The organism is Runella sp. (assembly GCF_027484545.1).
GTDB lineage: Bacteria > Bacteroidota > Bacteroidia > Cytophagales > Spirosomataceae > Runella.
Genome location: NZ_JAIXST010000201.1, coordinates 1 through 24287, shown reverse-complemented (window position 1 = coordinate 24287; position 24287 = coordinate 1). Strand labels below are relative to the sequence as shown.

Sequence of the window (24287 nt, the reverse complement as noted above, 5' to 3'; positions counted from 1 at the left end):
CTTGTCCATGCCGACTCCGTGTGGCCGTTGTTGATCACAAACTGCCGACCACAGCATTTACACTGATGGTTCTGAGGGTTCGCCGCTGCGATTACCGTAGTGAGTAGGGCCATTCTTTTTTATCTTTGTGCTGTGACAACTTGGGCAAAATAGGTACATAATCTTTGAGTTTAGTCACTCCAATGTTAGGCATTTGCCCCCGTTGTCTATTTTTTTGTTATAGCATTACTTTGCGCGCACTGCCTTACTTTTATGCACCCCGATTTTTTATTGAGCGACAAAATAAAACTAAACGGTTCAAAACTTGAGCTGAATAATAAGGTGAATAGCCAGAGTTACAAAGTTCTTATTTTGCCGGGTCAAACGGTAATTTCACTTAAAGCGTTACAAAAAATCAAGACATATTACGATAAAGGAGGTATCGTAATTGCCACGTCTCTATTGCCTTCCAAAGCCGCAGAATTAACCGGAAATGACAAAACAGCTCTGACAAATGACCGAAAAGTGCAAGCTATCATCAAAGAGATGTTTGGGATAGATGCCGCGAAACCAATGCCTGATGGTGTTTCGCCCGTAAAGTCCAACAAAATGAATGGCAAAACAATCTTTATTCGTAAACCCAGTGGTGATTTACTTAATGAAACCCTTGAAAAACTAAACATAGATGCCGATGTCAGTTTTGAAAACAACCCTTCACCATTGAGTGGGGGCGGAATGTTTTCATACCTGCATAAACAAAAAGACAAGAAAGATATATACTATTTCGCAAATTCATCCGACGATGCCATTGAGACATTTGCTGAAGTTCGAGGGAAAATCATACCTGAATTATGGAATCCTGCAAATGGAGAAACAACCTCAATTAAAGAAGTAGCCTATTCAAAAAAGGACGGGCAAGTCTACACTCGTTTTCCTTTAAAACTAAGTCCTGTTACCTCACTATTTGTGGTTTCAGCATTAAAAAACGAATAAAAAACAAATTTATCTGATTGATGTCTCCGGTTGTCCGGCGTCTTCCGAAAAGAAACTGCGAACGAAAAATAAATAGCATGTTTGTAACACGGTAAATACCAAACCATTTTCCTGATTGCCTTCCAACAAGTCCAGATCTATGGAGTTTTGTTGCATAAATCACAGAAATTGGTCCGAAATGATTGAGAATACAGACAACATCAGTGCAAGATGAAAACAGACAAGAAATATAAGCTTTGGACATTTCAGGGAATAAAAGTAGTGGAAGAGCTCAAAAATACAGGCATTCTTGAAGCAAAATGGGAGGATTATTGGGAAGAAGGTTCCTTCACGAAGGCGTATAGATGGATGGCTAACCAAATGTCAATGAGGGGAATCAATTGTACGAATGCACCCATCTGGGCATGGCATTCCTGTAAGAAATATGAACATGCCCCCAGGTTAATAGATGCAAGATGCTTATTGAGTGATGTAGCCATAGAAAGTGGAATACAAACGATTGAATTTGAGTGTCCCGCTGAATTGGCGTTGTTATGCAGTTATGGTTGGTGGAATGTGATGCTGCACGATAATTTTATTCCCAAAAAAGAAGATCCTGACATTGACAGGAAAACCGAGACGCTATTATTTGAAACAAGCAGGAAAAAACTCAGAAAGTATGACGACATTCAGGCCACGTTGCCCTATTTGAAGCTGGAATGGGTGAAAGATATAAGAGAATTGAATTTGAAACCAAATGACTCTACTTTTGACCGGGAAGAAAAAGTATAAAAATGTCCTGCCCGTGTGCATTGCAGCTCGCTTCTTCTTATTGCCATTTCGCCTTTTTCTGACCTTAATCCAATGGAAGAGGGCGGAAAAGACAACAGCGCCATTGCCCAATACCTGAAAAGTTTTCCAACTGTAAAAGAAACAGAAGTAAGTACAGCCGCAACCATCGACCCTATTCAACTGTTTCCAGACTTGAAAAAATACTACAATTATACCGGTTCGCTGACAACCCCTCCTTGCTCGCAAGGGTTGAATTGGATTGTTTTTAAAGAAAAACTCAAAATCTCCTCCGCCCAATTAGCTGCATTTGTAAAAGCCTATAGCCATAATGCCCGACCCGTTCAGGCCATGGGCAGTCGCATTGTTTTTGAATCGCTTTAATCTTAGTTCGGCTTTTTCGGTTTTGGAAACCAATCAACAGCAAGGTGAAAAGAGTGGACAACCCCTCATTGTGCTGGATCTTTCGAAGGAAGATGCCGTACTAAAAACAGACTTTGCAACAGTGCGGAACAAGGTGATACATCTTGACCGTTTCTAAGCAGCCTGCGGTTTGGCAACATAGTTAGTATCAATCAAAAGGTGGCCTGACAACAGACCACCTTTTTTTATTCCTAAAACTACGCATCAAGCTCTTCAAAATAAAATTATTCAAATATTTTTCAAAACTATTTAGGGATTTTACTGAGTTGTTCTACTGTACAGGCAAATAGGCTAAATGATGAATGTAAAGCAGCTTGACGATGCGCATTTAGTGGAATTTCTTCAGGAAGGCAAAATCTCCGCCTTTGAAGAAATCTACCGCCGGTATTGGTATAAGCTTTTTGGAATGGCGTATCACCAAACGGGCGTTAGGGAAGAAGCCGAGGAATTGGTGCAGGAAGTATTTTTAACGGTATGGAATCGGCGTTCAGAAGTTGTCATCCGACATCTGGATTTGTACCTCACCATTGCCATCAAAAATCAAGTGTACGACTACATCAAGTCAAAGATCAGCTACCGTAAATACCAGGAATACCTCATTTTTCAGGAAATACATCAACACTACGCCACCGACGAAATCGTCAACTTTACCGAACTGTCGGAGGCAGTCGACAAAGTCCTTAGCCGTTTGCCCGAAAAAAGTGCGGAAGTTTTCAAACGCAGCCGTTTTGAAAATCAATCGGTTCGGGAAATCGCCCTTGGCCTCGACCTCAGCGAAAAAGCGGTGGAATATCACATCACCAAGTCATTGAAATTCCTGAAAGAGAACCTCAAATCGTATCAATCCAACAACTAAGACTATAAACACACCCACGATATGACACAACAGGAATTCAATGATTTGTCGAAACGCTACCTGGAAGGCAAGACGACTGAGGAGGAAGAAAATCAGTTGATGGAGTGGTACAATGCCCAACCGAAACAACTCACGACCAACCTCTCTCCTACCCAAAAAAACGGAATGGAAAAACGGATGTGGCGAAACCTGTATAAACAGATTCGTCCCACATCCACAATGATGATAACTCGTTTGGCTTGGTTTTCGGGCATAGCGGCTTGTTTGGCAATGGGTTTTGTATGGTTTTTTAAAATCAATCCTTCTTCGGAAAGCAAACAACTTTCAGCACTGACGAACCGGGAACAAGTGGGTATTGAAGTCAAAAACACGACTCAACTCGAACAGGAAGTCAAGCTCGAAGACGGAACCGTGATAGTGCTCAAACAAAACAGCAGCATTTTGTATGATAAAACCTTCAATACGGCCAAACGCGAAGTATATCTAAAAGGAGAAGCATTTTTTAAAGTGAAAAGAAACGTAACCAAACCCTTTCTAGTGCATACGGGCGACCTAACAACAGAAGTGTTGGGCACGAGTTTTCGCATTAAACATCACGAAAAAGCCAACACCATTGAAGTAGCCGTAACAACCGGAAAGGTATCGGTTTATGCCGAAAAATCAAACCAAAAATCCGAACGAAACGGGGTCATTCTTACGCCTAATCAGCGCGTTGTGTTTGATGTTGTTTCCAAAAACATGGTTCCCGGGATAGTTGAAAAACCTATTCCCATCGCGGCCAATGAGGCAATTCCACCGCAATTGGTCTTCAAAGAAGCTTCTCTCGAACAGGTCTTGGAGGGGCTTTCAAAGTTGTACGGAATTGAATTTGTGATTGCCAATCCCAACGCCAAAGATTGCCACATCACGGCTGATTTAAACGGCCTTTCAATGTTTACCCAACTCGAACTCATCTGTAAATCCATCGACGCTACGTACGAAAAACGCGGCACGGTGGTCTTTATTTACGGCGACGGTTGCTAAGAAAAAGCCGAAAATGCTGTGAACATTTTCGGCCCTAAAGTGATGCCCTCTACAAACGCCAATCTGTGGGAGGGCCCTGTTTCTCAATTTTTCTCAATTAAAAAACAAGTAAATTTATGAAAAAACGCTTACTGATTTCCAAAACTTTGTGGAAAACTATGAAAATCACACTTGCCCAAATGCTCTTAGTCGCACTGTGCGGCAGCATGGCATGGGCCCATGACACTCACGCACAAGAAATACTCAATCGTACCATATCGGTTGTGGGCGAGCGGCTCGAATTAAAAGATATTCTGAGCCAGATAGAGAAACAGGCCGATATCAAGTTCGTGTACAGTACCAAAATTAAATCCAATCAACGCGTATCCTTGAACGGAAGTAATCGCCGATTATCTACGGTTTTGGACGAAATATTGAAACCTATCTCCATTGAATACGAAGTCATTGAGAATAGAATTTTGCTAAAAAAAAGTAAACCGGAGCGGGAAGTAGTCCCAAACCTAGAAAAAGTGGGGGTTCCATCACTCGAAAGAAACGAGCAAACCGTCACAGGAACTGTCACCGACGAAAGTGGTTCAGGCTTACCAGGCGTGAGTATTTTAGTTAAGGGCACTGTACGCGGCACAACTACTGATGCTGATGGCAAGTATAAGGTTGACGTACCTGATGGAAAGGCAATCTTGGTTTTTTCGTATGTGGGGTATTTGTCTCAAGGAGTGGTGGTGGGGAATCGTACACAGGTGAATGTCAGTCTTAAAATAGACACCAAAGGACTTGATGAAGTAGTAGTGATTGGATATGGGACTCAGTCAAAGCGAAATGTAACGGGTTCTGTTTCTAAAGTAAATATGAAGGAAACTGAGAACAGCCCCAATACAAACGTCGGCCAAGCTTTAAGGGGGCGAGTAGCTGGAGTCCAATTTACTGATAATGGACGGCCTGGTCAAAATGGCTCAATTCTTATTCGTGGGCCCCGCTCTTTAAGTGGGGGGAATAACCCCTTAATTGTAGTTGACGGTATTTTTTTCAATGGTAGTTTAGCAGACATTAACCCTAACGATATCGAATCTATGGAAGTATTGAAGGATGCCAGCGCCGCTGCCATTTATGGTTCACGAGCCGCAAACGGTGTAATTTTGATTACATCTAAAAAAGGGTCTACTGAGAAACCAACCATTCAAATCAATACATTTTATGGCATGTCTGATTGGAGTTATAAGCCTAAATTACTAAGTTCTGAACGATATATACAGAAAACGCTTGATGCTAGAAAGCAGAATGGTTTAGTGGCTAATCCGTCAGATATTACTAAATATTTGAGAACAGCAGAAGTTCCAAATTATGAATCAGGTACAATCACAGACCCGTGGGATGCGATTTCTCAACAAGGTAAAATAAGCTCTTATGACCTTAGTTTATCAGGACGAACAAACTTTACCAACTATTATCTTTCTGCGTCTTTTGCAGATGAAAGAGGCGTAATATTTAATGATAATCAAAAACGAATTTCACTCAGAGCGAATGTAGAAAATAAGGTTACAAATACACTCACAATTGGCTTAAATACTATATATACTCGCAGAGACCTTTCGGGTTTAAATGCTGACCCTTCTACTGCTTATTCTGCATCTCCATTTGGGACGTGGTTTTATGAAGATGGAGAACCTACTTTTAATTATGTAGATGGTGATGCTGTGCATACAAATACAATGCGAGATGCATTGCTTACTAAAAACGAGGAAATTTCTAATAACTTGTTTGCTAATTTCTATGTAAAAGTAGATGTACCATTTGTAGAAGGATTAAGTTATAGATTTAATTACTCACCAAATTATAGGTGGGAGAGTAATTATAACTTTGTACGTCAAGATACTCGTCTACCAGCTACAAATAATACCAGTGCAAGCAAATTTAACCGACAAGACTTTGATTGGGTACTCGAAAATATAGTTACATATAAGCGGCAAATTAATAATAACCATGCTTTTGATGCCACTTTATTGTATGGACGTAATCATTTTGGGTGGGAATCTACAACGGCAATCTCTCAACAGCTTTCAACAGGGGCTATTGGTTGGAATAATCTTTCAATTGGACAAATTCTTACAAATTCATCCAATGCGATTGCTTCTGATGGTATATCATCTATGTTGCGTTTAAATTATCGCTTAAAAAACAGATACCTTTTAACAATCACTGCCCGTCGAGACGGAAGTTCAGTATTTGCTGCTAACAATAAATATGCTACATTTCCTTCTGCTGCATTTGCTTGGGTGGTATCCGATGAGCCCTTCTTAAAAGGAATACCGTCTATAAATAATCTAAAACTCAGGGTTTCTTACGGAGCTGTTGGCAACCAAGCTATCAATCCTTATCAGTCCTTAGCTTTGGAAGGAACTACACGTTATGTTTTCGGTGATGGAGGCGTCTCCTCTTTAGGCTCATTCTCTTTGAATATGGCGAACCCAGACTTGAAATGGGAGACAACATATACGGCTAATGCAGCTCTTGATTTTGAACTATTTAAAGGTCGTTTAGGGGGAACAGTTGAATTATATAATATGGACACGAAGGATTTATTGGTTTCACGTTCTTTACCAAATATATCTGGTTATCCCTCTATATTGACTAATTTAGGTGCAACAAATAATAAAGGAATTGAAATTACTCTCAATACCATCAACTATCAACAAGGTAAATTTGAATGGAACAGTAGTTTAGCTTTTTCAAATAATAAAAACAAGATTGTACACTTGTATCGTTCCGATACCAATGGTGATGGCATTGAAGATAATGATTTGGGAAATCGGTGGGTTATTGGACAGCCAATAAGTATAGCCTACGACTACGTTTTTGACGGAGTCTATCAGGAAGGAGATCAATTACCTACAGGCTTTAAACCAGGTTATGTACGGCTTAAAGACTTAAATGGAGATGGCAAAATAGATGCTTCCAATGACCGTACTGTAATTGGCCAAACAGGTCAGCCTAATTATCGTTGGGGTATTACTAATACTATTAAGTACGGTAATCTTTCATTGTCGGTTTTTGTAAATGCCATGCAGGGATGGATTTCTTCTTTCAATCACATGATTTCCTTTAATAATGGTCCTTTAAGAGCTTTGAACATGCTTGATACTGAGTGGTGGACAGCTGAGAACAAATCAAATGTTCGCCCTTCTCTCGCATATGATAACCCTTATGGTCACGGCTATTACATTAGTAGAAACTTTGTAAGACTACAAGACATTTCTATGACATACGAAATCCCAAAAAGTATAGTTGAACGTGCTAAAATATCACATTTTAGGATATTTATAAGCGGCAAAAACTTGTTTACGTTTACTAAATGGCCAGGCGCTGATCCCGAAATTGGAAGTAAAATCGAGTTAGGTCTTCAACAGAGCAGTTATCCAATTGCTCGAATGATTACTGTTGGAGCTAATTTGAGTTTTTAAGGTACTTCTAAATAAATAGTACAACCGTTACAATTTCTAAACTTACAATACAATGAAATTATTAATTAGTTATTATCAGCCTCTGTGGAGATTATTTAATCGGCTCCCATTGATTATTTGCTTTTTTTCTTTATGCTCTTGCCAAGATGATTTTCTTAATGAGAAACCATTGGCAGTTGTAAGTACAGATATTTTGTTAAGTTCAAAATCTGGTTTTGAAAACTATATTACATCTTTGCATGAAGCCGCCAGGCAGGAACATGCACGGATGAATAACACAAATTGGGTAATGAATTTTTGGAATGGTACCGATGTAGCTGTTACAGGTAGTTCTTTTGAAATAAACTTTCGAAATTATGGCACTTATTTGACGCCAACTCGATCTATGGTAAGTAATTATTGGCAGTGGGCTTATCAAATTATGCTGATTCGTGCTAATACAGTAATTACATACGCTGAAAAACCTAATCTTCAATCTATTTGGGCGAATGAAGCGGAAAAAAATGCTATTGTTGCAGAAGCACGTTTTTTCAGAGCCTATACTCATAATCTACTGGCAAATTTATATGGCGGAGTACCTATTGTTGAAACACTTTATACTACCCCAAAAACTGATTTTGTTCGAAATACCCGTAAAGAAGTCTATGAATCGGCCAGAAAAGATCTTGAATTTGCATCCAAATGGTTACCCGTGACAGTAACAAAAAACAATGAAGGTCGTATTGTCAAAGCCGCTGCAGATCATTTACTTAGTGAAGTATATATCAGTTTAGGCGAATACGATAAAGGAATAGAAAGTGCTTCTAAAGTAATAAACTCTGGACTTTATAGATTAATGACGGAGCGATTTGGATCAGAAAAGAATTTACCTGGTGATGTATTTTCGGATTTATTCAAAACCGGTAACCAAAACCGCAGTTCTGGAAATCAAGAATCAATTTATGTTTGGCAATTTGAAGACCAGACTCCTGGCGGTTTGGGTGTAGGAAACTACCTCTGGCGTATTTGGGGTCCTTTCTATATCCAGCTATCAGATCCAAATGGAAAGACAGGGATGGTACTGGCAGATAGTTTAAGCCGTGGTGTATCTTGGTCCAGACCTACAACCTGGTTTTTGTATGATTTGTGGAAAGATAATTGGTCTAATGATATTCGAAATTCTCCACATAACATTAAAAGAACATTTTACTACAATAACCCAAGTTCCGCATATTTTGGACAAAGAATTATCCCCAAACCTACTGTAGTCGATACAATGCAAAATATTTATCCTGCAATTCGGAAAATTGAAGGAAAAAAATTGGCCACAACGAGTGTCCCAAATGGAGTTACCGCCAATGATATTATGGTTTTTCGCCTGGCAGAGACTTATTTACTTAGAGCAGAAGCCTATTGGAGAAAAGGAGAGTTACAGAAAGCTGCGGATGATATTAATGCTGTTAGAACACGTGCAAAAGCAAAACCTATTTTAGCTGGGGAGGTTAATTTAGATTATATACTGGATGAAAGAGCTCGTGAACTTATTATTGAGGAGCCTCGTCGCCGTACTTTAACAAGAGTTGGTAGGCTTGTTGAACGAACCAGAAAATATACAGATTACGAATCTACAAGGACTACTATTCAAAGCTTTCATGAGTTTTGGCCAATACCTCAAATTGATATTGATGCCAATTTTAGTGCCAAATTAGAGCAAAATCCTGGCTATTAGTTCATTACTTAGTCTGGTTGGAAGTTAAAAATTGAAGATAACTAAACAATAAATTCATGTCTTTTTCAAATAAACTCTTTGCATTTATATTCTTTACTTTTTTGTCGTTATCTGTTTTTTGCCAACAGAAACAATTAGATTTTAATGGAGACGTTACCGACGTGAGAGTGGTTCGTTCTGTTGAACAACATCCTGATGCTTCAACTTTGGCAATACCCCACATTGCTGAATGGAAACCCAAACATCTTGTTATTGCTTATGAGGCAGGTATCCCAGGAAAGTTAGATATGGCTGATATTATTTCTATTGTCTCTACTAATGACGGCGATACTTGGGGAAATCCTGTTTATATCTTTAATCACCGAGAAAAATATGGGATGCAACAATATGCTTACGCAAACCCTATTTTATTTAAGCCTCCTGGACAAAATATTTTATGGTGCTTTGCCATGAGAAATCCATTAAGCCAGCCCAATAGTGAGGAATCTTTTTTAGTAGGGGCTTATAGTGGTGATGGCGGCAGATCATGGAATCAGGTAGAATTAACTATGCATTATACGGGTTCCTTAGTTCTGACTGGAAATATCCAGCGGATTGTTGAAAATGGCGAACCCGTTTATTTACTCCCCGCTCATCGAAATTCGTTAGATAATGGCCCAGTAGGTGGTGCAAGAGTACATTTTGTACTACGCAGTAAAAGCTTGTTAGACTGGGATGTAGCTGGTTATGTTCCTAATCCAGAAAAGGTTTGGGTACATGAAGGGCATATCGCTTTAGGAAAGCAGGATGGAGAACTTATAATGGTTATGCGTACTGCAGACAATACTAATAAAGCATTAACCCCCCCGCGAGCATGGTCGACATTAAGTGTTGATAATGGACGTAATTGGAGTATTCCTAAAGAGGAACCTGAACTGTACAATTCCGTATCTGAAGCAGGTTTTGGGAGGTCGTCTGATGGTTTATTTTATTATATCTACAACGATGGCCCCGCTTGGAGTCGAATGGCCTTACGGTACAAAGTAAAGTCACTTGATGGGCAATGGAGTAATGAGCGCACATTTTTTGATGCTAATATTCACAACTCCTACCCCTCCCTTATTGAAATTTCACCTAATGATTTTCGTGCTGTCTGGGATAGCGGAAGTAAAGAGAAAGGACGTCAAAAAATATGTTTTGGAAAGTTCCGAATTCTTTTTGGTAAATAAGGATTTACCGCAGTAGCTTACCGTGATAATACTCTGTTAAGGGAAGGCTATTGGCAAATCAATATTTTTAGTAAACCAGCTGGTTTTGCTCATCTTCACAAGAGCAAGATGTGTGAAATTTAACAGAATGTTACACCCAGTTTTACCTTTTTCCAAAACTGTATCATGGCCCGTATCAGCGATAATATCCTGCGAAAAGTGATTCAAGGTGATCAGATAGCCTTTGCGGAGCTGTATAATCACTATAAAACACCTGCTATCAAGTTTTGCGTTTCGTTCATTAAAGATGAAGAAGAAGCCGAAGACATGATTCATGATGTATTGATAAAAATTTGGGACAAACGCAATCAAATCAACCCAGGCTTGAACTTCAACGCCTACCTTTTTACCTGTTTGCGAAATTTGGTCTTCGACCATTTAAAAAAAATGGAAAAAAGTTACTTTATTCAGCAGCAGTACTTGGAACGAATGGAATACTGGCGCGACGAAATTGAAACTGAAGATGCAAAAATTATGCATCTTCGTACGGCCATTGATTCATTACCAAAAAAGCGGAAAATTATTCTGATGCTTAAGGTAGAGGAAGGTAAGTCCTATGAGGAAATTGCAGAATTGATGCGAATTTCAAAAAATACCGTCAAAAATCAATTAGTAAAAGCAAAGCAATTTTTACGAGAAAAGGTAGATTTGAGTGTTCTAAATTAATAGTCACTATTTCCAAGCAACGTTTGTTTTTTAGCCTATTAGCTGTGTAAGAATAGCATCCAAAAAATGAGCTACAATTAACTCGAAAAGTAACTGATGGTGGCGGTTTCAAAAACGCAATTTGCAGCAAATAGTCGAAGCATATAAAAGAGCAAAATGCTTTTTTCAAGTAGTACAAAACAACCTTGACACACTTTTATAGTTAGTCAAAGTTGTTTTTTTATTTGTCCTTTCATTATGAAATTTTCCACACTTCTTCTTTGCTTTTTCAGCATTGCCTACACCCAAAACTGTACGACTGACCGCAGTACGACCCAAAGACATGCCTCGTACCTTAGATAACATCAAAGCAATGGGCTTTACCAATATGGAGTTTTCTAATTTGTTTGGCAAAACAGCGGTCGAATTGCGCTCGCTTTTAGACGCCCGTGGCATGATTTGTACCAGTTACGGAGTCAGTTACGATGCCCTGCTCACCAAACCAGAAGCTGTGATTCAAGAAGCCAAAACGCTGGGGGCTGAGTTTGTGCGGGTGGCTTGGATTCCTCATACGCCGCCATTCGATGCTGAAATGGCCAAAAAAACGGTGGATGATTTCAATAAATTTGGGCAAAAACTGAAAGAAAGCGGCCTTACGTTTTGCTATCACAACCACGGCTTTGAATTTGCCACTTTGGGAAATGGTACGTATTTTGACTACATCGTTCAAAATACCAACCCCGACTACGTTTCCTTTGAAATTGATATTTTGTGGGTTTTTCACCCAGGCCAAGACCCCGCCAAACTGCTTAAAAAGTATCCTGACCGATTCAGGTTAATGCACGTAAAAGACCTCAAAAAAGGCGTAGCCCACGACCTAACGGGTAAGACTCCTCCTGAAAACGACATTACGCTCGGTACTGGTCAGCTCAATTTGCCTCAAATTTTGAAAGCGGCTAAAAAAACCAAAATCAAGTATTTTTATATTGAAGACGAAAACCCCAAAGCGGCTGAGCAAGTACCGCTGAGTTTAGGGTACTTGAAAGGGCTATAAATTCTTATACTTTTTCAAAATGGGTTTAAGTTTTTATCCCCGAGTGTTTCATTCGGGGATTTGCTTTGTTACACCAAAAAAAGGGCTACCGCTTCTCCAAAATCACCACGTTCTACACGTGATGCGTATGAGGAAACATATCTACGGGGCATGCTTTGGTGACTGCATATTTTTCATCTAACCGCGCAATATCCCGTGCCTGCGTGGCCGAATTATAGCTTACCTGGCTCCATCCTCAATAAAGTGCGTTCTTCAGGCTCATTCAAACCCGCCCGCGGAGGGCATGTTCTCACTACGTCGGGATTGCCGTTGTTTCAAGCGGCAAAATACATCGAGTATTGTTACATGATGAGAAATTTAAGAACAACAAAAATATTTTTAGAAAAAATAGGATTAAAACAGATAGATTCTTTCATTAGATAGAGAGCAGCTTCTTTTTAACGTCATTATTTTACGACATTTCAAGCTATTTTCCGCTGCTTTTGAATCCTGATGCTAAACAATACTGCTCATTTGGTGCTTTGGAACGCCTTTCGTAAAGGCGACAAGGAGGCATTTAGGCAGTTGTACGGTCTATATGCTAAGGATTTACTCACCTATGGGCGACGTGCAACACACGACGATCTGCTCATCGAAGACTGCGTACATGATTTGTTCATCGAACTTTGGCAAAGTCGCGCTAACCTGAGCGATACAGACTCAGTGAAGTTTTACTTGTTCAAGTCGTTACGCAACAAAATTAACCACGCCCGTGTCCGTGAGGACCGTTTTGAATCCTCCGACTTCTCGGGACTTCTGCACCCCACCGACGACTTCCAGATTGAACACCAACTCATTGAACAAGAAGGCGAACAGCAGGTATTTAGTCAGTTACGTAAAAGTTTTGAGCTACTTACTCCACGCCAACAAGAAGCCATCAACCTGCGCTTTTATCAGCATTTTAGCAATGAGGAAGTAGCTCAAATCATGGGCGTAAACTACCAATCGGCCTGTCGGTTTATTTATGCTGCCCTCAAAACGCTCCGTGAGGCAGTGCGTATCTTATCTGTGTTTTGGTGTTGCTACATCCCCACTTTTTTAATATAAATTAAAATGAATTACTATCAATTCAATGCCGAAGACCTGGCAGCTGATGATGCCTTCAAAGCGTGGGTATGTGCCCCCACGCCCGACACTGATACTTTTTGGCAAGCTTTTTTGAAAGACTATCCCGAACGCTACTACCAAGTGCAGGAGGCACGGATACTGGTGGCAGGGCTACAACAAATCCAGCAAGATCCTGCGCAAACCCAACGTGCCGAAAAATTGTGGGATAAAATTGAAACCACGATCAATGCCCCCAAAAAAGGCTGGTGGTATCCACTACAAACGTGGAAAATAGCTGCTTCGGTGACACTGCTGTTGGTGGTGGGTTGGGCTGCAACAATCTATTTCGAAGAGCTGAATCCTGTGGCAGAAAACACCCACCTTGCCACCGAATGGGTAGAAGCCGTGAACGATGCCCGTCAGCAAATGCATCTTCAGTTGGCCGACGGCAGTCAAGTCTGGCTCGAAAAAAATGGAAAACTGCGCTACCAAAAAGATTTTAGCGGTACAGTCCGCGAAGTTCAGTTGACAGGAGAAGCATTTTTTGAAGTAGCCAAAAATCCTAAAAAACCTTTTATCGTGTATGCCAATGGCTTGGTTACGAAGGTATTAGGGACGAGTTTTAGAATAAAAGCCCAAGCCGATGCTGCCACCGTGACCGTGGACGTAAAAACGGGCGTAGTGTCGGTTTACGCCCAAAAAGCCGACGCCTCCCAAAAGGCGGCAATGGTGCTATTGCCAAATCAAAAAGCGGTTTTTCAGCGCGAAAACGCAGCCCTCAACAAAACACTTGTAGAAAAGCCAACCATTGTGTTGCCCAAACAAGAGGTACAAAAGTTTGTGTATGAAGATGCCTCAGCAGTAGCGGTTTTTGAGTCATTGGAAAAAGCCTACGGGGTAAAAGTGATTTATGATGAGGCCACTTTCCAAAACTGCACCATTACCATCAGCCTCGACGACGAAGACCTTTTTCAAAAATTGGAGGTAATTTGTAAAGTACTTGGTGCCAAATACGAAATCATTGAGACTCAAATAATTATCAGCAGTAATGGTTGTTAAAAAACTTAATACTCTCTTTTGTCTTGCCGATGAAGGAGGGAGCCGCCCGCACGGGCATCTAAACCCCGTTTGCCTATGAAGAAAAATTTCTGATTAAACTCCCCAAAAACCCCAGCAATGTTACGAGCATTACTGGGGCCGATTATCCCTCAATTTTTGCGGTTTAAGCAAGTCTATTCTAAGAGTTGAGGGGCGCTTTTGTTCCTAATTATTCACAAAAACTTTCAAATCTAATGAAAGAAAATCTATTTCTCCAAACATCTGTTCACCTCATGAAACTGTCGCTTTTACAAATATTGCTGGCGATGACGTTCACAAGTATTTCGTTGGCTTTTGATGCCAACGCCCAAGCTTTGCTCAACCAACAAATCAGCGTGCGGGTAGAAAACCAAAGCCTGTCTAATGTGCTGAAAAGTATTGAAAAGCAGGCCAATGTACGCTTTGCCTTCCGCCCCAAAGAAGTGCCCACCAAGCAGAAAATTACGCTCTTTGCCGAGCAAGAGCCACTCAACGAAGTTTTAGAAAAACTCACCAAACCGCTACAACTCAAATACGAAGTGATAGGACGGCAAATTGTATTGACCCCACAGGCTCTACCCGCTAAGGCCGATAAAGCGGCTCTATTGGAAGAAACGCCAGCTACCGAACACATGGCTAAATTAGTGGACCAAACCGTCACAGGCACCGTCATTGACGACAACGGAGCAGGCTTACCGGGCGTGAGTATTTTGGTGAAAGGTACGCAACGCGGTACCACAACTGATGCTGGTGGAAAATATAAACTTGATGTTCCTAATGGTGACGCCGTTCTAGTATTTTCGTTTGTCGGTTATCTTTCTCAGGAAATCAAAATCGGTACCCAAACTACCCTGAATGTTTCCTTAAAACTCGACACCAAAGCGTTGGAGGAAGTAGTAGTAGTAGGCTACGGTGTTCAGAGAAAAAAAGACCTGACAGGGGCTATCTCAACTATCAATGGTGAAATGTTTAAGGAGAGAAAAGAAACACAAGTATCACAAGCTTTACAAGGGGCAATGTCGGGGGTTTTGGTTACTCGTAATGGGGCCAATGGCTCAATGGGCGGTGCTACCATCAGGATTCGAGGAATTACTACGATTGGAAATTCCAATCCCTTAGTTATTGTTGACGGCGTACCTGTGGCCGATGTCAACCAAGTAAACCCAAATGATATTGAATCACTTACGGTTTTAAAAGACGCAGCTTCGGCTTCAATTTATGGTTCGCGGGCTGCTTCTGGGGTTATTTTGATTACAACCAAAAGAGCAAAAAACGATCAGGCATCTATTCAATACAGCTACGAAAATGGCTTCGATACCCCCACGCAGTTGCCCGATTATATGCGTTCGCTAAGATACATGGAACTTGTAAATGAACTTCGCTGGAATGATGCTGGTAATGGTGCGAACAAATTTCCGACATTCAGCCAAGATTTAGTAACCGATTACAACCAAAAACACCTAACCGACCCCGACAAATACCCAGATACCGACTGGATGGCTTTGACCCTTAAACAAAGAGCCCCACGTGAAGCTCACAGCGTGAGCATTATTGGCGGCTCCAAATTCGTAAAATCAAACGCTTCAGTACGGTACGAAAAAATTGGGGGTTTTTACGACAACAAAGACTATGGGCGGATTTTTGTGCGTTCAAACAATGATTTTACTATCAATAAATACATTGGTGGAACGGTTGATTTTAACTTTAAAAGAACCAATACAACCGACCCTACCGCTAACGACCCGCTTGGAAGGGTACGAATTTCATCACCGATTTATCCTGCACTTTGGGCTGACGGGAGAATCGCAGATGGGAAAGCGGGAGAAAACGTTTATGCCAAAGTGAAATACGGGGGTACAGACAAAAATAATTTCAATCAAATAGGGGGTAGAATTGGGTTAGACATCAAACCTATTGAGGGCCTAAAATTATCGGCTATTCTTGCTCCTATCTTTGATTTTAATTACCAAAAAAGATTTAATCAAAAAGTAGATGCTTTTGCCTCCAACGACCCCAATCAGTTTGTGGCCACGTTGATAAGTGGTGGGCTTACGACTCGCTTGGACGAAAATCGTTCTACGAGTATTAACTTAACTACACAACTTTTAGGTAATTACATCAAAACCATTGGCAACCACGATTTTACTTTCTTGGTTGGCTACGAAAATTTTTATGCCAAGTCAGAGTCTATGGGTGCATCCCGTGACCAGTACCTTTTTGATACCTATCCTTACCTTAACCAAGGGCCTGCGGCATTTAGAGATAACTTCGGAACTGCCTTTGAAACGGCCTATCGTTCTTATTTTGGACGTATCACGTATAGCTACAAAGACAAATATTTGCTCCAAGCCAATGTTCGCCGTGATGGTTCTTCACGTTTCAATGCTGATTATCGTTGGGGAGTATTTCCTTCTATATCAGCAGGTTGGGTAGTGAGCGAAGAACCCTTTATGAAAAATCAAGCCTTGGTTTCGTTTCTTAAACTGCGTGCTTCCTGGGGGTCTTTGGGTAATGAACGAATCGGCAATTACCCATCTGTTGGTATTATGAGTTTTAGTAATGCCTTATTCTTTCAAAACAACTTGGTTACAGCTCAACAAACTGCCGCCCAAGTTCAATACGCCATCAAAGATATTTCTTGGGAAAAAACCGTCTCGACAGATGTTGGATTTGATGCTTATTTCTTAAAGAATCGCTTGCGACTAACGGTAGATGGCTACTATAAAGAAACCAATGATATGCTCTTGGCTTTACAAATTCCCATTTTTGTAGGATTTGAGAATCCAAACCAGAATACGGGAGTGATGACTACCAAAGGACTGGATTTAGACCTCGGCTGGACGGATAACATCGGTAAATTAAGGTATTCTGTATCGGCCAATCTTTCACAATTCAAATCAACGATGGGAGATTTGGGTGGAACCGAATTTGTGGGTGATAGAATCAGGAAATTAGGAAGTGAATTTGACGAATGGTACGGATATCGTTCAGAAGGCATCTACCAAACCCAAGAAGATGTCAATAATTCTCCAAAGTTGAGTACCAACGTAAAAGTGGGAGATTTGAAATATACCGACATCAGTGGCCCCAACGGCGTTCCTGATGGCAAAATATCGCCCGAATACGATAGAGTGTTGTTGGGTGGTTCGCAACCACAATGGATGTATGGCGGCAATATTAAGCTTGATTACCGAGGATTTGACTTGGGCATCACCTTTCAAGGCATTGGTTGTCAGGCGGTCTCTAATCTTTCTTTTACCGACTATAATGCCGAAAACTGGGGCGTGTTTCCTGTCTATCTTGATGGCGGCAATTCTTGGAGCGTCAACAATACTGCAGCGCAAAACTTGGCGGCCAAGTATCCAAGATTCACCGAAACCAATAAAGGGTTGAATAGAACTTTGTCTGATTTTTGGTTATTCAACGGGGGGTATTTTCGATTGAAAAACGTCACTTTGGGCTACACTGTTCCTGCCAAAATCTCCAAAAAAATTATGTCAAATAACATTCGGTTTTATATGAATGCCACCGACATTTTGAGTTTAAACAAATACCTAAAAGGTTGGGATCCAGAAGGCATTGGAACGGTATCAACCATTATGGGTGGTTTTAATATTAGTTTTTAAATCTTTAAATCTAAATGCAATGAGAGCAAAAATATATAGTGCAGTACTTGGGTTAATTTTATTAGCTTCCTGCCAAAACTCCCTTGATTTATACCCTTTGGCTGAGCCATCTGCCGAAAAATGGTACTCTAATGAAACCGAAATTCAATTGGCACTCAATGACCTTTACCGCATTGATTGGTGGCAGTGGGACGAAGACGGTACTAACAATAATTTCCTATCGGACGACGGGTTTTATCGCCAAGCACTTTCGGAAATTAAAGCAGGAACAGTAACCAGCCAATCAGGCTTTTCTACGACTCTGTGGCGCAATTCGTACAAAGCAATTGCCAGAGCCAATCGCTCTATTGCCGCTCTGAATAGTGCCGAAACCAAAAGTAAAGTATCGCAGGCCAAGTTGGATGTTTATTTGGCAGAAGCTCGTTTTCATCGGGCAGCACAATATTCCAAATTGGTCAATAAATTTGGCGATGTGGTTTATAGCGACGATGTAATCAGTATTGAAGATGCCTACACCAAAGGAAGAACTGATAAAAAAGCAGTAACGGCGAAAATTTACGAAGACTTTGATTTTGCCATCAAAGCCTTGCCTACTTCTTATGCAGTTTCGGCAGTAAAAAGGGTAACCAAAGGAGTTGCAATGGCTTTAAAAGCCCGTCACGCCTTGTACGAAAAAGATTTTAAAGTAGCAGCCGAGGCGGCGAAAGCTTGTATAGACTTGAACCAATATGTGCTCCATGCTGATTATGCCAACCTATTTTTGCAAAGTACCAAAAATTCGAGAGAAGTGATTTTTTCTATTCCTCGTTCGTTGGAATTGAAAGTAACACTTGGGCCAACTTCGGATAAAATAACCAGAAACTCGGGCGGTTTTGCCGCAGCCAATCCTACTTGGGATTTGTTTTGTGCTTACCTCTGTACCGACGGAAAAACCATTGACAAATCACCCCTTTATGACCCCCGCAATCCATTCAAAAACAGAGACCCCAGATGTACGGCTTCGATTGTTGAGTTTGGACAACCTCATTTAGGCTTTATCTATGATCCCAACCCTACTGCACTGCAAGTAACACGCATCAGTAACAATACCAGGGTAACCAACAACGATAACCGAGCCAACGCTCAATTTGCCTCATTCAATGGCTTGGTTTGGAAAAAAGGAATTGACGACTCGTGGTTGCTCAATGGCCGATTGATTGAACCAGAGCAAGTTATTATCAGATATGCTGATGTTCTTTTGATGTATGCCGAAGCCAAAATTGAGTTAAACGAAATTGATAAGTCGGTTTTAGATGCCATAAATTCGGTAAGAGCGAGAGCTTATAAAGTAGCTTTAACTGCTACAACCTACCCTGCCATCACGGGCACTAATCAGGCGGAGCTTCGTAAACAACTCCGAATGGAACGACGGATGGAGCTGGCCTCAGAAGGATTGAGATACATGGACATTGTGCGGTGGCGTTTGGCCGAAAAAGTACTCACAAGGCCTATCTATGGAATGCTCGACCCCGTGGATTTGAAAGCCAAAATAGTGGACAAAAACCTGTGGTTTTTTGCGGGTACGCCCACAATTGACGAAGACGGAATTCCTAATTTTAGTGATATGGAAAAAACTGGACTTATCAGAAACTTAGTACCAACCGCTTGGAACAATCGTCAATATCTATGGCCTATCCCAACCGCAGAAATACAGATTAATCCAAATATGAAGCAGAATGAAGGGTATTAGGTCTTTTAGTAATACCAGTTCAGAATAATCAACTTTTTAGCGATATGAAACGGAAACAATTTATTGGAATCCTCGGGAATACGAGCCTTGCTTTATTGGCTGGGAAATTACCTTTGTTTGGTCAGGGTAATCCAAAAAAGACTGCACAAGAATTTGTATTTGTAGAAGCCGAACAATTTGCCAATCATGGAGGATGGGAATTAGACCAGCAATCTATGGAGCAAATGGGCTCTCCTTATCTATTGGCACATGGTTTAGGAATCCCCGTTCAAGATGCCACTACTGAAATTGAATTTCCTACAGCGGGTTCATACCGTGTGTGGGTTCGTACAAAGGATTGGGTAGCTCCGTGGAATGCGCCAGGTGCTCCAGGCAAATTTCAATTGTTGTTAAACGGAAAAGCAATCCCAGAAACCTTTGGAACTAAAAGCGCTACTTGGCATTGGCATGACGGAGGAGTTGTGAAAGTAGGGAAGAAAACCTCCTTAGCCTTACATGATTTAACGGGCTTTGAGGGTCGTTGTGAAGCTATTTTATTTTGTAAAGACACAAATTTTAAACCCAGCAACGACGTAGAAGCACTAACTAAATTTCGTCGTAAACTACTTGGGCTGCCCGAAAAACCTGAGAATGGCGGTGAATTTGACCTCATTGTTTCGGGTGGAGGTTTAGCGGGTACTTGTGCTGCCATTTCTGCTGCCCGAAATGGCATCAAAGTAGCGCTTGTGCAAGATAGACCTGTATTGGGAGGAAATGGCAGTTCGGAAGTGCGAGTATGGCCAGAAGGTCATACAAACAAGGATTTGTTTCCTCACGTTGGCGATATTGTAAATGAAATTCTACCTCCCATAGTGAAGGCTCCAAATGAAGTTCTGAATGGTGTTGCAGCAAAATATTACGATGATGCTCGAAAATTAGAAGTTGTCAAATCTGAGCCGAATATTACCCTTTTGCTGAATCATAGGGTTGTCAAAGTACAAACAGAAGGCGATATTATCACCTCTTTGATAATTCAAAGTACGCGTGATTCTCGACAATTTGAGTTAAAAGGAAAATTGTTTGCCGATTGCACAGGAGATGCCACCATAGGTTTTAAAGCAGGTGCTGATTTTGAGTATAAAGCTGAAAATTTGATGGGAAGCTCTAACCTTTTTAATGTGCTGGATACCACTAATAAGGAAGATGTGTTGGCCTGTGAGTGCAAAGACAAGAGTGCTTTGGCTCTGAAATGTGAAGTTGGTGATTTTGACCAGCCGTTTCCCCGTTGCCCGTGGGCCTTGGATTTATCTGACAAGCCATTTCCAGGTCGAAAAGGTGTGAAAACGTTTGGAAAAGAAGGTCTTCAATCTTTTGCCAATATGTGGTATTGGGAAAGTGGATTTAATAAAGACCAAGTAAACCAAATTGAACTGATACGTGACCATAATTTTAGAGCGATGTATGGGGCCTGGGATATACTCAAAAATGTAGATAAAATGTATGCCAAGCACAAGTTGGGCTGGTCAGCGTTTATTGCAGGAAAGAGAGAATCTCGTAGGCTAATGGGTGATGTGATATTAGATGCGGAGGATTTTAAAACTCAGCGAAAATTTGAAGACACTGCATTTCCTTGTTCGTGGCATGTGGATCTACATACACCTAAAAAGGAATTTCAAAATGGTTTTGAGGACAATGAATTTGTCTCGGATTACACACGTGGAGCTGAGTATCAATATGGTGGTGTGTATTGGGCTCCTTATCGTACACTTTATAGTCGAAATATTAAAAACCTTTTCATGGCAGGTAGGTGTATTAGTGTATCAAAAACAGGACTTGGGCCAGTCAGAGTGATGAGAACTTGCGGAATGATGGGTGAAATTGTTGGGAAAGCGGCATCTATTTGCATTAAAAAATCCACTAACCCCAGGGGCGTCTATACCGATTACTTGGGTGAACTGCATAGTCTAATGCGGAACCCAGGTAGTGAAAGAGTTTAAACTGATATTCAACTCAATTAAAATGTTAAAATCCAACTTCAATTCTCTATTAGCAGGAGCTGCAGCAAGTTTCGTGTTTTACTGTACTTCCCAAGCGCAGCCCAAGTCCACCTATCCCCAATTCAGCGGTATTTATCCTCATTTGGCTTATTACAACAACGAAGGCGAATGTGGTACAGGGGCGGTGGTGCCTTGGGCCGACCGTTTGTGGGTAATCACTTATGGGCCACATTTACCCTTTGGTTCTTCAGATAAGTTGTACGAAATCACCCCCAGTTTGCAGCGAACCATTCGGCCCGAAAGCATAGGCGGAACTCCTGCCAACCGAATGATTCATCAAGAAAGCAATCAACTGTTTATCGGGCCGTATGCCATCAATGCACAGGGGGGCGTGCGAACTATTCCTTATACGCAAGCACCAGGCCGCTATACAGGATTGGCGCGTGGACTGACCGACCCACAAAGTAAAATCCTGATTGCTACTATGGAAGAAGGTTTTTACGAAATGGACGTAACTACTTTGAAAACCAAATTGCTGTACCAAGACGGCAACGTCAAAGAAAAGAAAGGAGAAGATACTTCCAACAACCACAATGGGCTATTGCTTCCCGGGGCACACGGCAAGGGTGTTTATTCTGGACAGGGCGTAATGGTGTATTCCAACAACGGCGAATCAGGCCCGCAAGCACTGAAACAATTCGACATTCAATCAGGTGTTTTGGCCGAATGGAACGGCAAAGACTGGAAGGTAGTTCGTCGTAATCAGTTTGTGGAAGTAACGGGACCTGGCGGAATTTACGGCAACAAAAACCCCGAAACCGACCCGATTTGGGCGACGGGTTGGGACCATAAATCGGTTTTATTGGGCGTTCGTGACGGCGGTAAATGGTCTTTTTTTAGATTGCCCAAAGCCAGCCACAGTTACGACGGAGCCCACGGTTGGAACACCGAATGGCCGCGTATCCGCGATATTGGTACTGACAGTCAGCCCGATTATTTGATGACCATGCACGGAATGTTTTGGCGTTTTCCCAAAACCTTTACATCCAAAAACACCGCTGGTATTCGTCCGCGCTCGGCTTATTTGAAAGTCATCGGCGACTATACCCGTTGGCAAAATGGGTTGGTATTCGGTTGCGACGATTCGGCACAAAAAGAGTTTTTGAACAAACGTAAAACCAAGGGAAATATCGAAGGCCCGGGCCAATCCAACTCCAACCTTTGGTTTACGTCCATCAATACACCTGACGAGTTGGGACCCAATACCGCCGAAGGCTCCGTTTGGTTAGGTGAAAAAATCGAAGCCAACGCCGTTTCTGAGCCCTTCCTTTTTGCGGGTTGGAAAAACCGCATGGCGTGGATCCAAAACGATGGAAGTCAATCTGTTACGTTCAGTTTTGAAACAGACACCGATGGAAAAGGCAATTGGAAACCGTTGCGCTCAGTGGAAGCAGGTGCCAGTCAGTCGGTTTCTGTAACATTTACGGCCACTGAAACGGGTGAATGGATTCGGGTCAAGAGCAACCAGGCTACCACCGCTACCCTCAGCTTCAATTACAGCGATGCGTCTCGTTTCCGCACTGCCCCCGACAAAATTTTCAGCGGTTTGACCAACATCAATGCCTCTAACTACTCAGGCGGGCTTTTATATGGTCTGGGAAACAATCGTCGCACGTTGGGAATATTGGCAGGACAATTCGCCAACGAAAAATTTACCGAAAACGGCTACTATGAACTCGACAGTGCCATGCATTTGGTTCAAAAAACAGACCCCAAAACCGCCCAATTCATCCGCGAGAAATTTGCCATCCCTAAAGAGGTACTTTCGATCGATGAAGCCTCCGTACTGATCGTTGATGACAATGGCAGAAGATGGAGATTACCCAAAGGCAATGACGCATTTACCGACAAAACCAATAGTGCCTCCCTCCGAGTTTGTCGAGAAGTAGCCACCGAACGAGATCTGTTGAACGCCCACGGAACGTTCTACGAATTGCCCGCCGAAAATGCCGACGGGTTTGCCAAAATCAGACCCGTTGCCTCCCACTCACTTAGCGTGCATGACTATGCCTCTTACCGTGGCTTATTGGTAATGACAGGTCTTGACAATCAATCAGTCGCCAACGAACACATCATTGCTTCCAGCGATGGTAAAGCTAAAGTCTGGGCAGGAACGATTGACGACCTTTGGAAATTGGGCAAACCTACGGGCCAAGGCGGCCCGTGGAAAAACAGCCAAGTGAAAGCCGGTACTCCCTCAGACTCGTATTTGATTGGTTTTTATGACAAAAAAAGCCTTCAACTTTCTCACAACGCGAAACAGGCGATTACATTTACCATTCAGGCAGAGCCAATTGGTCACGGTCCGTGGATGACTTATAAAGAAGTGACAGTGAAGCCAGGCGAAACATTTACGTTCACCTTTCCCGATACTTTCCAAGCCCGTTGGATTCGTTTTGCAGCCGACAAAGACTGCGAAGCTACTGCGTGGCTGACGTATAAGTAGAAGAACGATTAGAATAAATGCGAATCTTGGGTTAGAAAATATAGTGAAATAGGGCTGTGACTAATGCTCCAAAGATATGAACCATCAGCCCATTGGTGGCTCTAACTTTAGCAGCATTTTGTAGGTCTGTTTT

General features: G+C 41.7%; 16 protein-coding genes. All 16 read left to right on the top strand.

The annotated features are described in order from the left end of the window. Nucleotides 1-252: 252 nt before the first annotated feature. The 16 genes from Q0081_RS18960 to Q0081_RS18880 all read left to right on the top strand — a co-directional run bounded on the left by Q0081_RS18960 (nucleotide 253) and on the right by Q0081_RS18880 (nucleotide 24154). Nucleotides 253-972 (top strand): glycosyl hydrolase, encoded by a 720-nt coding sequence (locus Q0081_RS18960; RefSeq protein ID WP_298356885.1) that lies wholly within the window; start codon nucleotides 253-255, stop codon nucleotides 970-972. A gap of 210 nt (nucleotides 973-1182) precedes the next feature. Further along, on the top strand, nucleotides 1183-1743 hold the full coding sequence (locus tag Q0081_RS18955; protein ID WP_298356881.1) for a DUF3841 domain-containing protein: 561 nt from the start codon (nucleotides 1183-1185) through the stop codon (nucleotides 1741-1743). Nucleotides 1744-1758: 15 nt separating this feature from the next. Then, nucleotides 1759-2124, top strand: coding sequence for a carbonic anhydrase family protein (locus Q0081_RS18950; RefSeq protein WP_298356876.1), 366 nt, complete (start codon nucleotides 1759-1761; stop codon nucleotides 2122-2124). A 334-nt stretch (nucleotides 2125-2458) separates the two neighbouring features. Then, the gene (locus tag Q0081_RS18945; RefSeq protein ID WP_298356871.1) at nucleotides 2459-3019 is read left to right on the top strand and encodes an RNA polymerase sigma factor; all 561 of its coding nucleotides are present in this window, start codon (nucleotides 2459-2461) and stop codon (nucleotides 3017-3019) included. Between the two features lie 21 nt (nucleotides 3020-3040). Next, on the top strand, nucleotides 3041-4042 hold the full coding sequence (locus tag Q0081_RS18940) for a FecR family protein (protein ID WP_298356868.1): 1002 nt from the start codon (nucleotides 3041-3043) through the stop codon (nucleotides 4040-4042). A gap of 116 nt (nucleotides 4043-4158) precedes the next feature. Then, entirely contained in the window at nucleotides 4159-7500 is a 3342-nt protein-coding gene (locus Q0081_RS18935; protein WP_298356866.1) for a TonB-dependent receptor, read from the top strand. 52 nt (nucleotides 7501-7552) lie between these two features. Then, entirely contained in the window at nucleotides 7553-9208 is a 1656-nt protein-coding gene (locus Q0081_RS18930) for a RagB/SusD family nutrient uptake outer membrane protein (RefSeq protein ID WP_298356863.1), read from the top strand. 56 nt (nucleotides 9209-9264) lie between these two features. Beyond that, nucleotides 9265-10416 carry a sialidase family protein gene (locus Q0081_RS18925; RefSeq protein WP_298356860.1) on the top strand — a complete coding sequence of 384 codons (1152 nt, stop codon included), beginning with the start codon at nucleotides 9265-9267 and terminating at the stop codon, nucleotides 10414-10416. A gap of 165 nt (nucleotides 10417-10581) precedes the next feature. Further along, nucleotides 10582-11121 carry an RNA polymerase sigma factor gene (locus tag Q0081_RS18920; protein ID WP_298356857.1) on the top strand — a complete coding sequence of 180 codons (540 nt, stop codon included), beginning with the start codon at nucleotides 10582-10584 and terminating at the stop codon, nucleotides 11119-11121. A 322-nt stretch (nucleotides 11122-11443) separates the two neighbouring features. After that, a complete protein-coding gene (locus Q0081_RS18915; RefSeq protein ID WP_310586509.1) occupies nucleotides 11444-12154 on the top strand; it encodes a sugar phosphate isomerase/epimerase in 711 nt (236 codons plus the stop codon). Between the two features lie 492 nt (nucleotides 12155-12646). Then, a complete protein-coding gene (locus Q0081_RS18905) occupies nucleotides 12647-13240 on the top strand; it encodes an RNA polymerase sigma factor (protein ID WP_298356854.1) in 594 nt (197 codons plus the stop codon). Nucleotides 13241-13246: 6 nt separating this feature from the next. Next, on the top strand, nucleotides 13247-14299 hold the full coding sequence (locus tag Q0081_RS18900) for a FecR family protein (protein ID WP_298356851.1): 1053 nt from the start codon (nucleotides 13247-13249) through the stop codon (nucleotides 14297-14299). 233 nt (nucleotides 14300-14532) lie between these two features. Then, the gene (locus tag Q0081_RS18895; RefSeq protein WP_298356847.1) at nucleotides 14533-17943 is read left to right on the top strand and encodes a SusC/RagA family TonB-linked outer membrane protein; all 3411 of its coding nucleotides are present in this window, start codon (nucleotides 14533-14535) and stop codon (nucleotides 17941-17943) included. Nucleotides 17944-17962: 19 nt separating this feature from the next. Beyond that, entirely contained in the window at nucleotides 17963-19672 is a 1710-nt protein-coding gene (locus Q0081_RS18890; RefSeq protein WP_298356844.1) for a RagB/SusD family nutrient uptake outer membrane protein, read from the top strand. 44 nt (nucleotides 19673-19716) lie between these two features. After that, nucleotides 19717-21648, top strand: coding sequence for an FAD-dependent oxidoreductase (locus Q0081_RS18885; protein ID WP_298356841.1), 1932 nt, complete (start codon nucleotides 19717-19719; stop codon nucleotides 21646-21648). Nucleotides 21649-21670: 22 nt separating this feature from the next. Then, nucleotides 21671-24154, top strand: a complete 2484-nt coding sequence (locus Q0081_RS18880) for a hypothetical protein (protein WP_298356838.1) — start codon at nucleotides 21671-21673, stop codon at nucleotides 24152-24154. Nucleotides 24155-24287: the final 133 nt, after the last annotated feature.

What these genes read in the sequence shown, in the direction of transcription:
- Q0081_RS18960 (WP_298356885.1), top strand. Translation starts at nt 253, where the DNA reads ATGCACCCCGATTTTTTATTGAGCGACAAAATAAAACTAAACGGTTCA.
- Q0081_RS18940 (WP_298356868.1), top strand. Translation starts at nt 3,041, where the DNA reads ATGACACAACAGGAATTCAATGATTTGTCGAAACGCTACCTGGAAGGC.
- Q0081_RS18895 (WP_298356847.1), top strand. Translation starts at nt 14,533, where the DNA reads ATGAAAGAAAATCTATTTCTCCAAACATCTGTTCACCTCATGAAACTG.
- Q0081_RS18920 (WP_298356857.1), top strand. Translation starts at nt 10,582, where the DNA reads ATGGCCCGTATCAGCGATAATATCCTGCGAAAAGTGATTCAAGGTGAT.
- Q0081_RS18890 (WP_298356844.1), top strand. Translation starts at nt 17,963, where the DNA reads ATGAGAGCAAAAATATATAGTGCAGTACTTGGGTTAATTTTATTAGCT.
- Q0081_RS18955 (WP_298356881.1), top strand. Translation starts at nt 1,183, where the DNA reads ATGAAAACAGACAAGAAATATAAGCTTTGGACATTTCAGGGAATAAAA.
- Q0081_RS18945 (WP_298356871.1), top strand. Translation starts at nt 2,459, where the DNA reads ATGATGAATGTAAAGCAGCTTGACGATGCGCATTTAGTGGAATTTCTT.
- Q0081_RS18900 (WP_298356851.1), top strand. Translation starts at nt 13,247, where the DNA reads ATGAATTACTATCAATTCAATGCCGAAGACCTGGCAGCTGATGATGCC.
- Q0081_RS18925 (WP_298356860.1), top strand. Translation starts at nt 9,265, where the DNA reads ATGTCTTTTTCAAATAAACTCTTTGCATTTATATTCTTTACTTTTTTG.
- Q0081_RS18935 (WP_298356866.1), top strand. Translation starts at nt 4,159, where the DNA reads ATGAAAAAACGCTTACTGATTTCCAAAACTTTGTGGAAAACTATGAAA.
- Q0081_RS18885 (WP_298356841.1), top strand. Translation starts at nt 19,717, where the DNA reads ATGAAACGGAAACAATTTATTGGAATCCTCGGGAATACGAGCCTTGCT.
- Q0081_RS18930 (WP_298356863.1), top strand. Translation starts at nt 7,553, where the DNA reads ATGAAATTATTAATTAGTTATTATCAGCCTCTGTGGAGATTATTTAAT.
- Q0081_RS18880 (WP_298356838.1), top strand. Translation starts at nt 21,671, where the DNA reads ATGTTAAAATCCAACTTCAATTCTCTATTAGCAGGAGCTGCAGCAAGT.
- Q0081_RS18915 (WP_310586509.1), top strand. Translation starts at nt 11,444, where the DNA reads ATGCCTCGTACCTTAGATAACATCAAAGCAATGGGCTTTACCAATATG.
- Q0081_RS18905 (WP_298356854.1), top strand. Translation starts at nt 12,647, where the DNA reads ATGCTAAACAATACTGCTCATTTGGTGCTTTGGAACGCCTTTCGTAAA.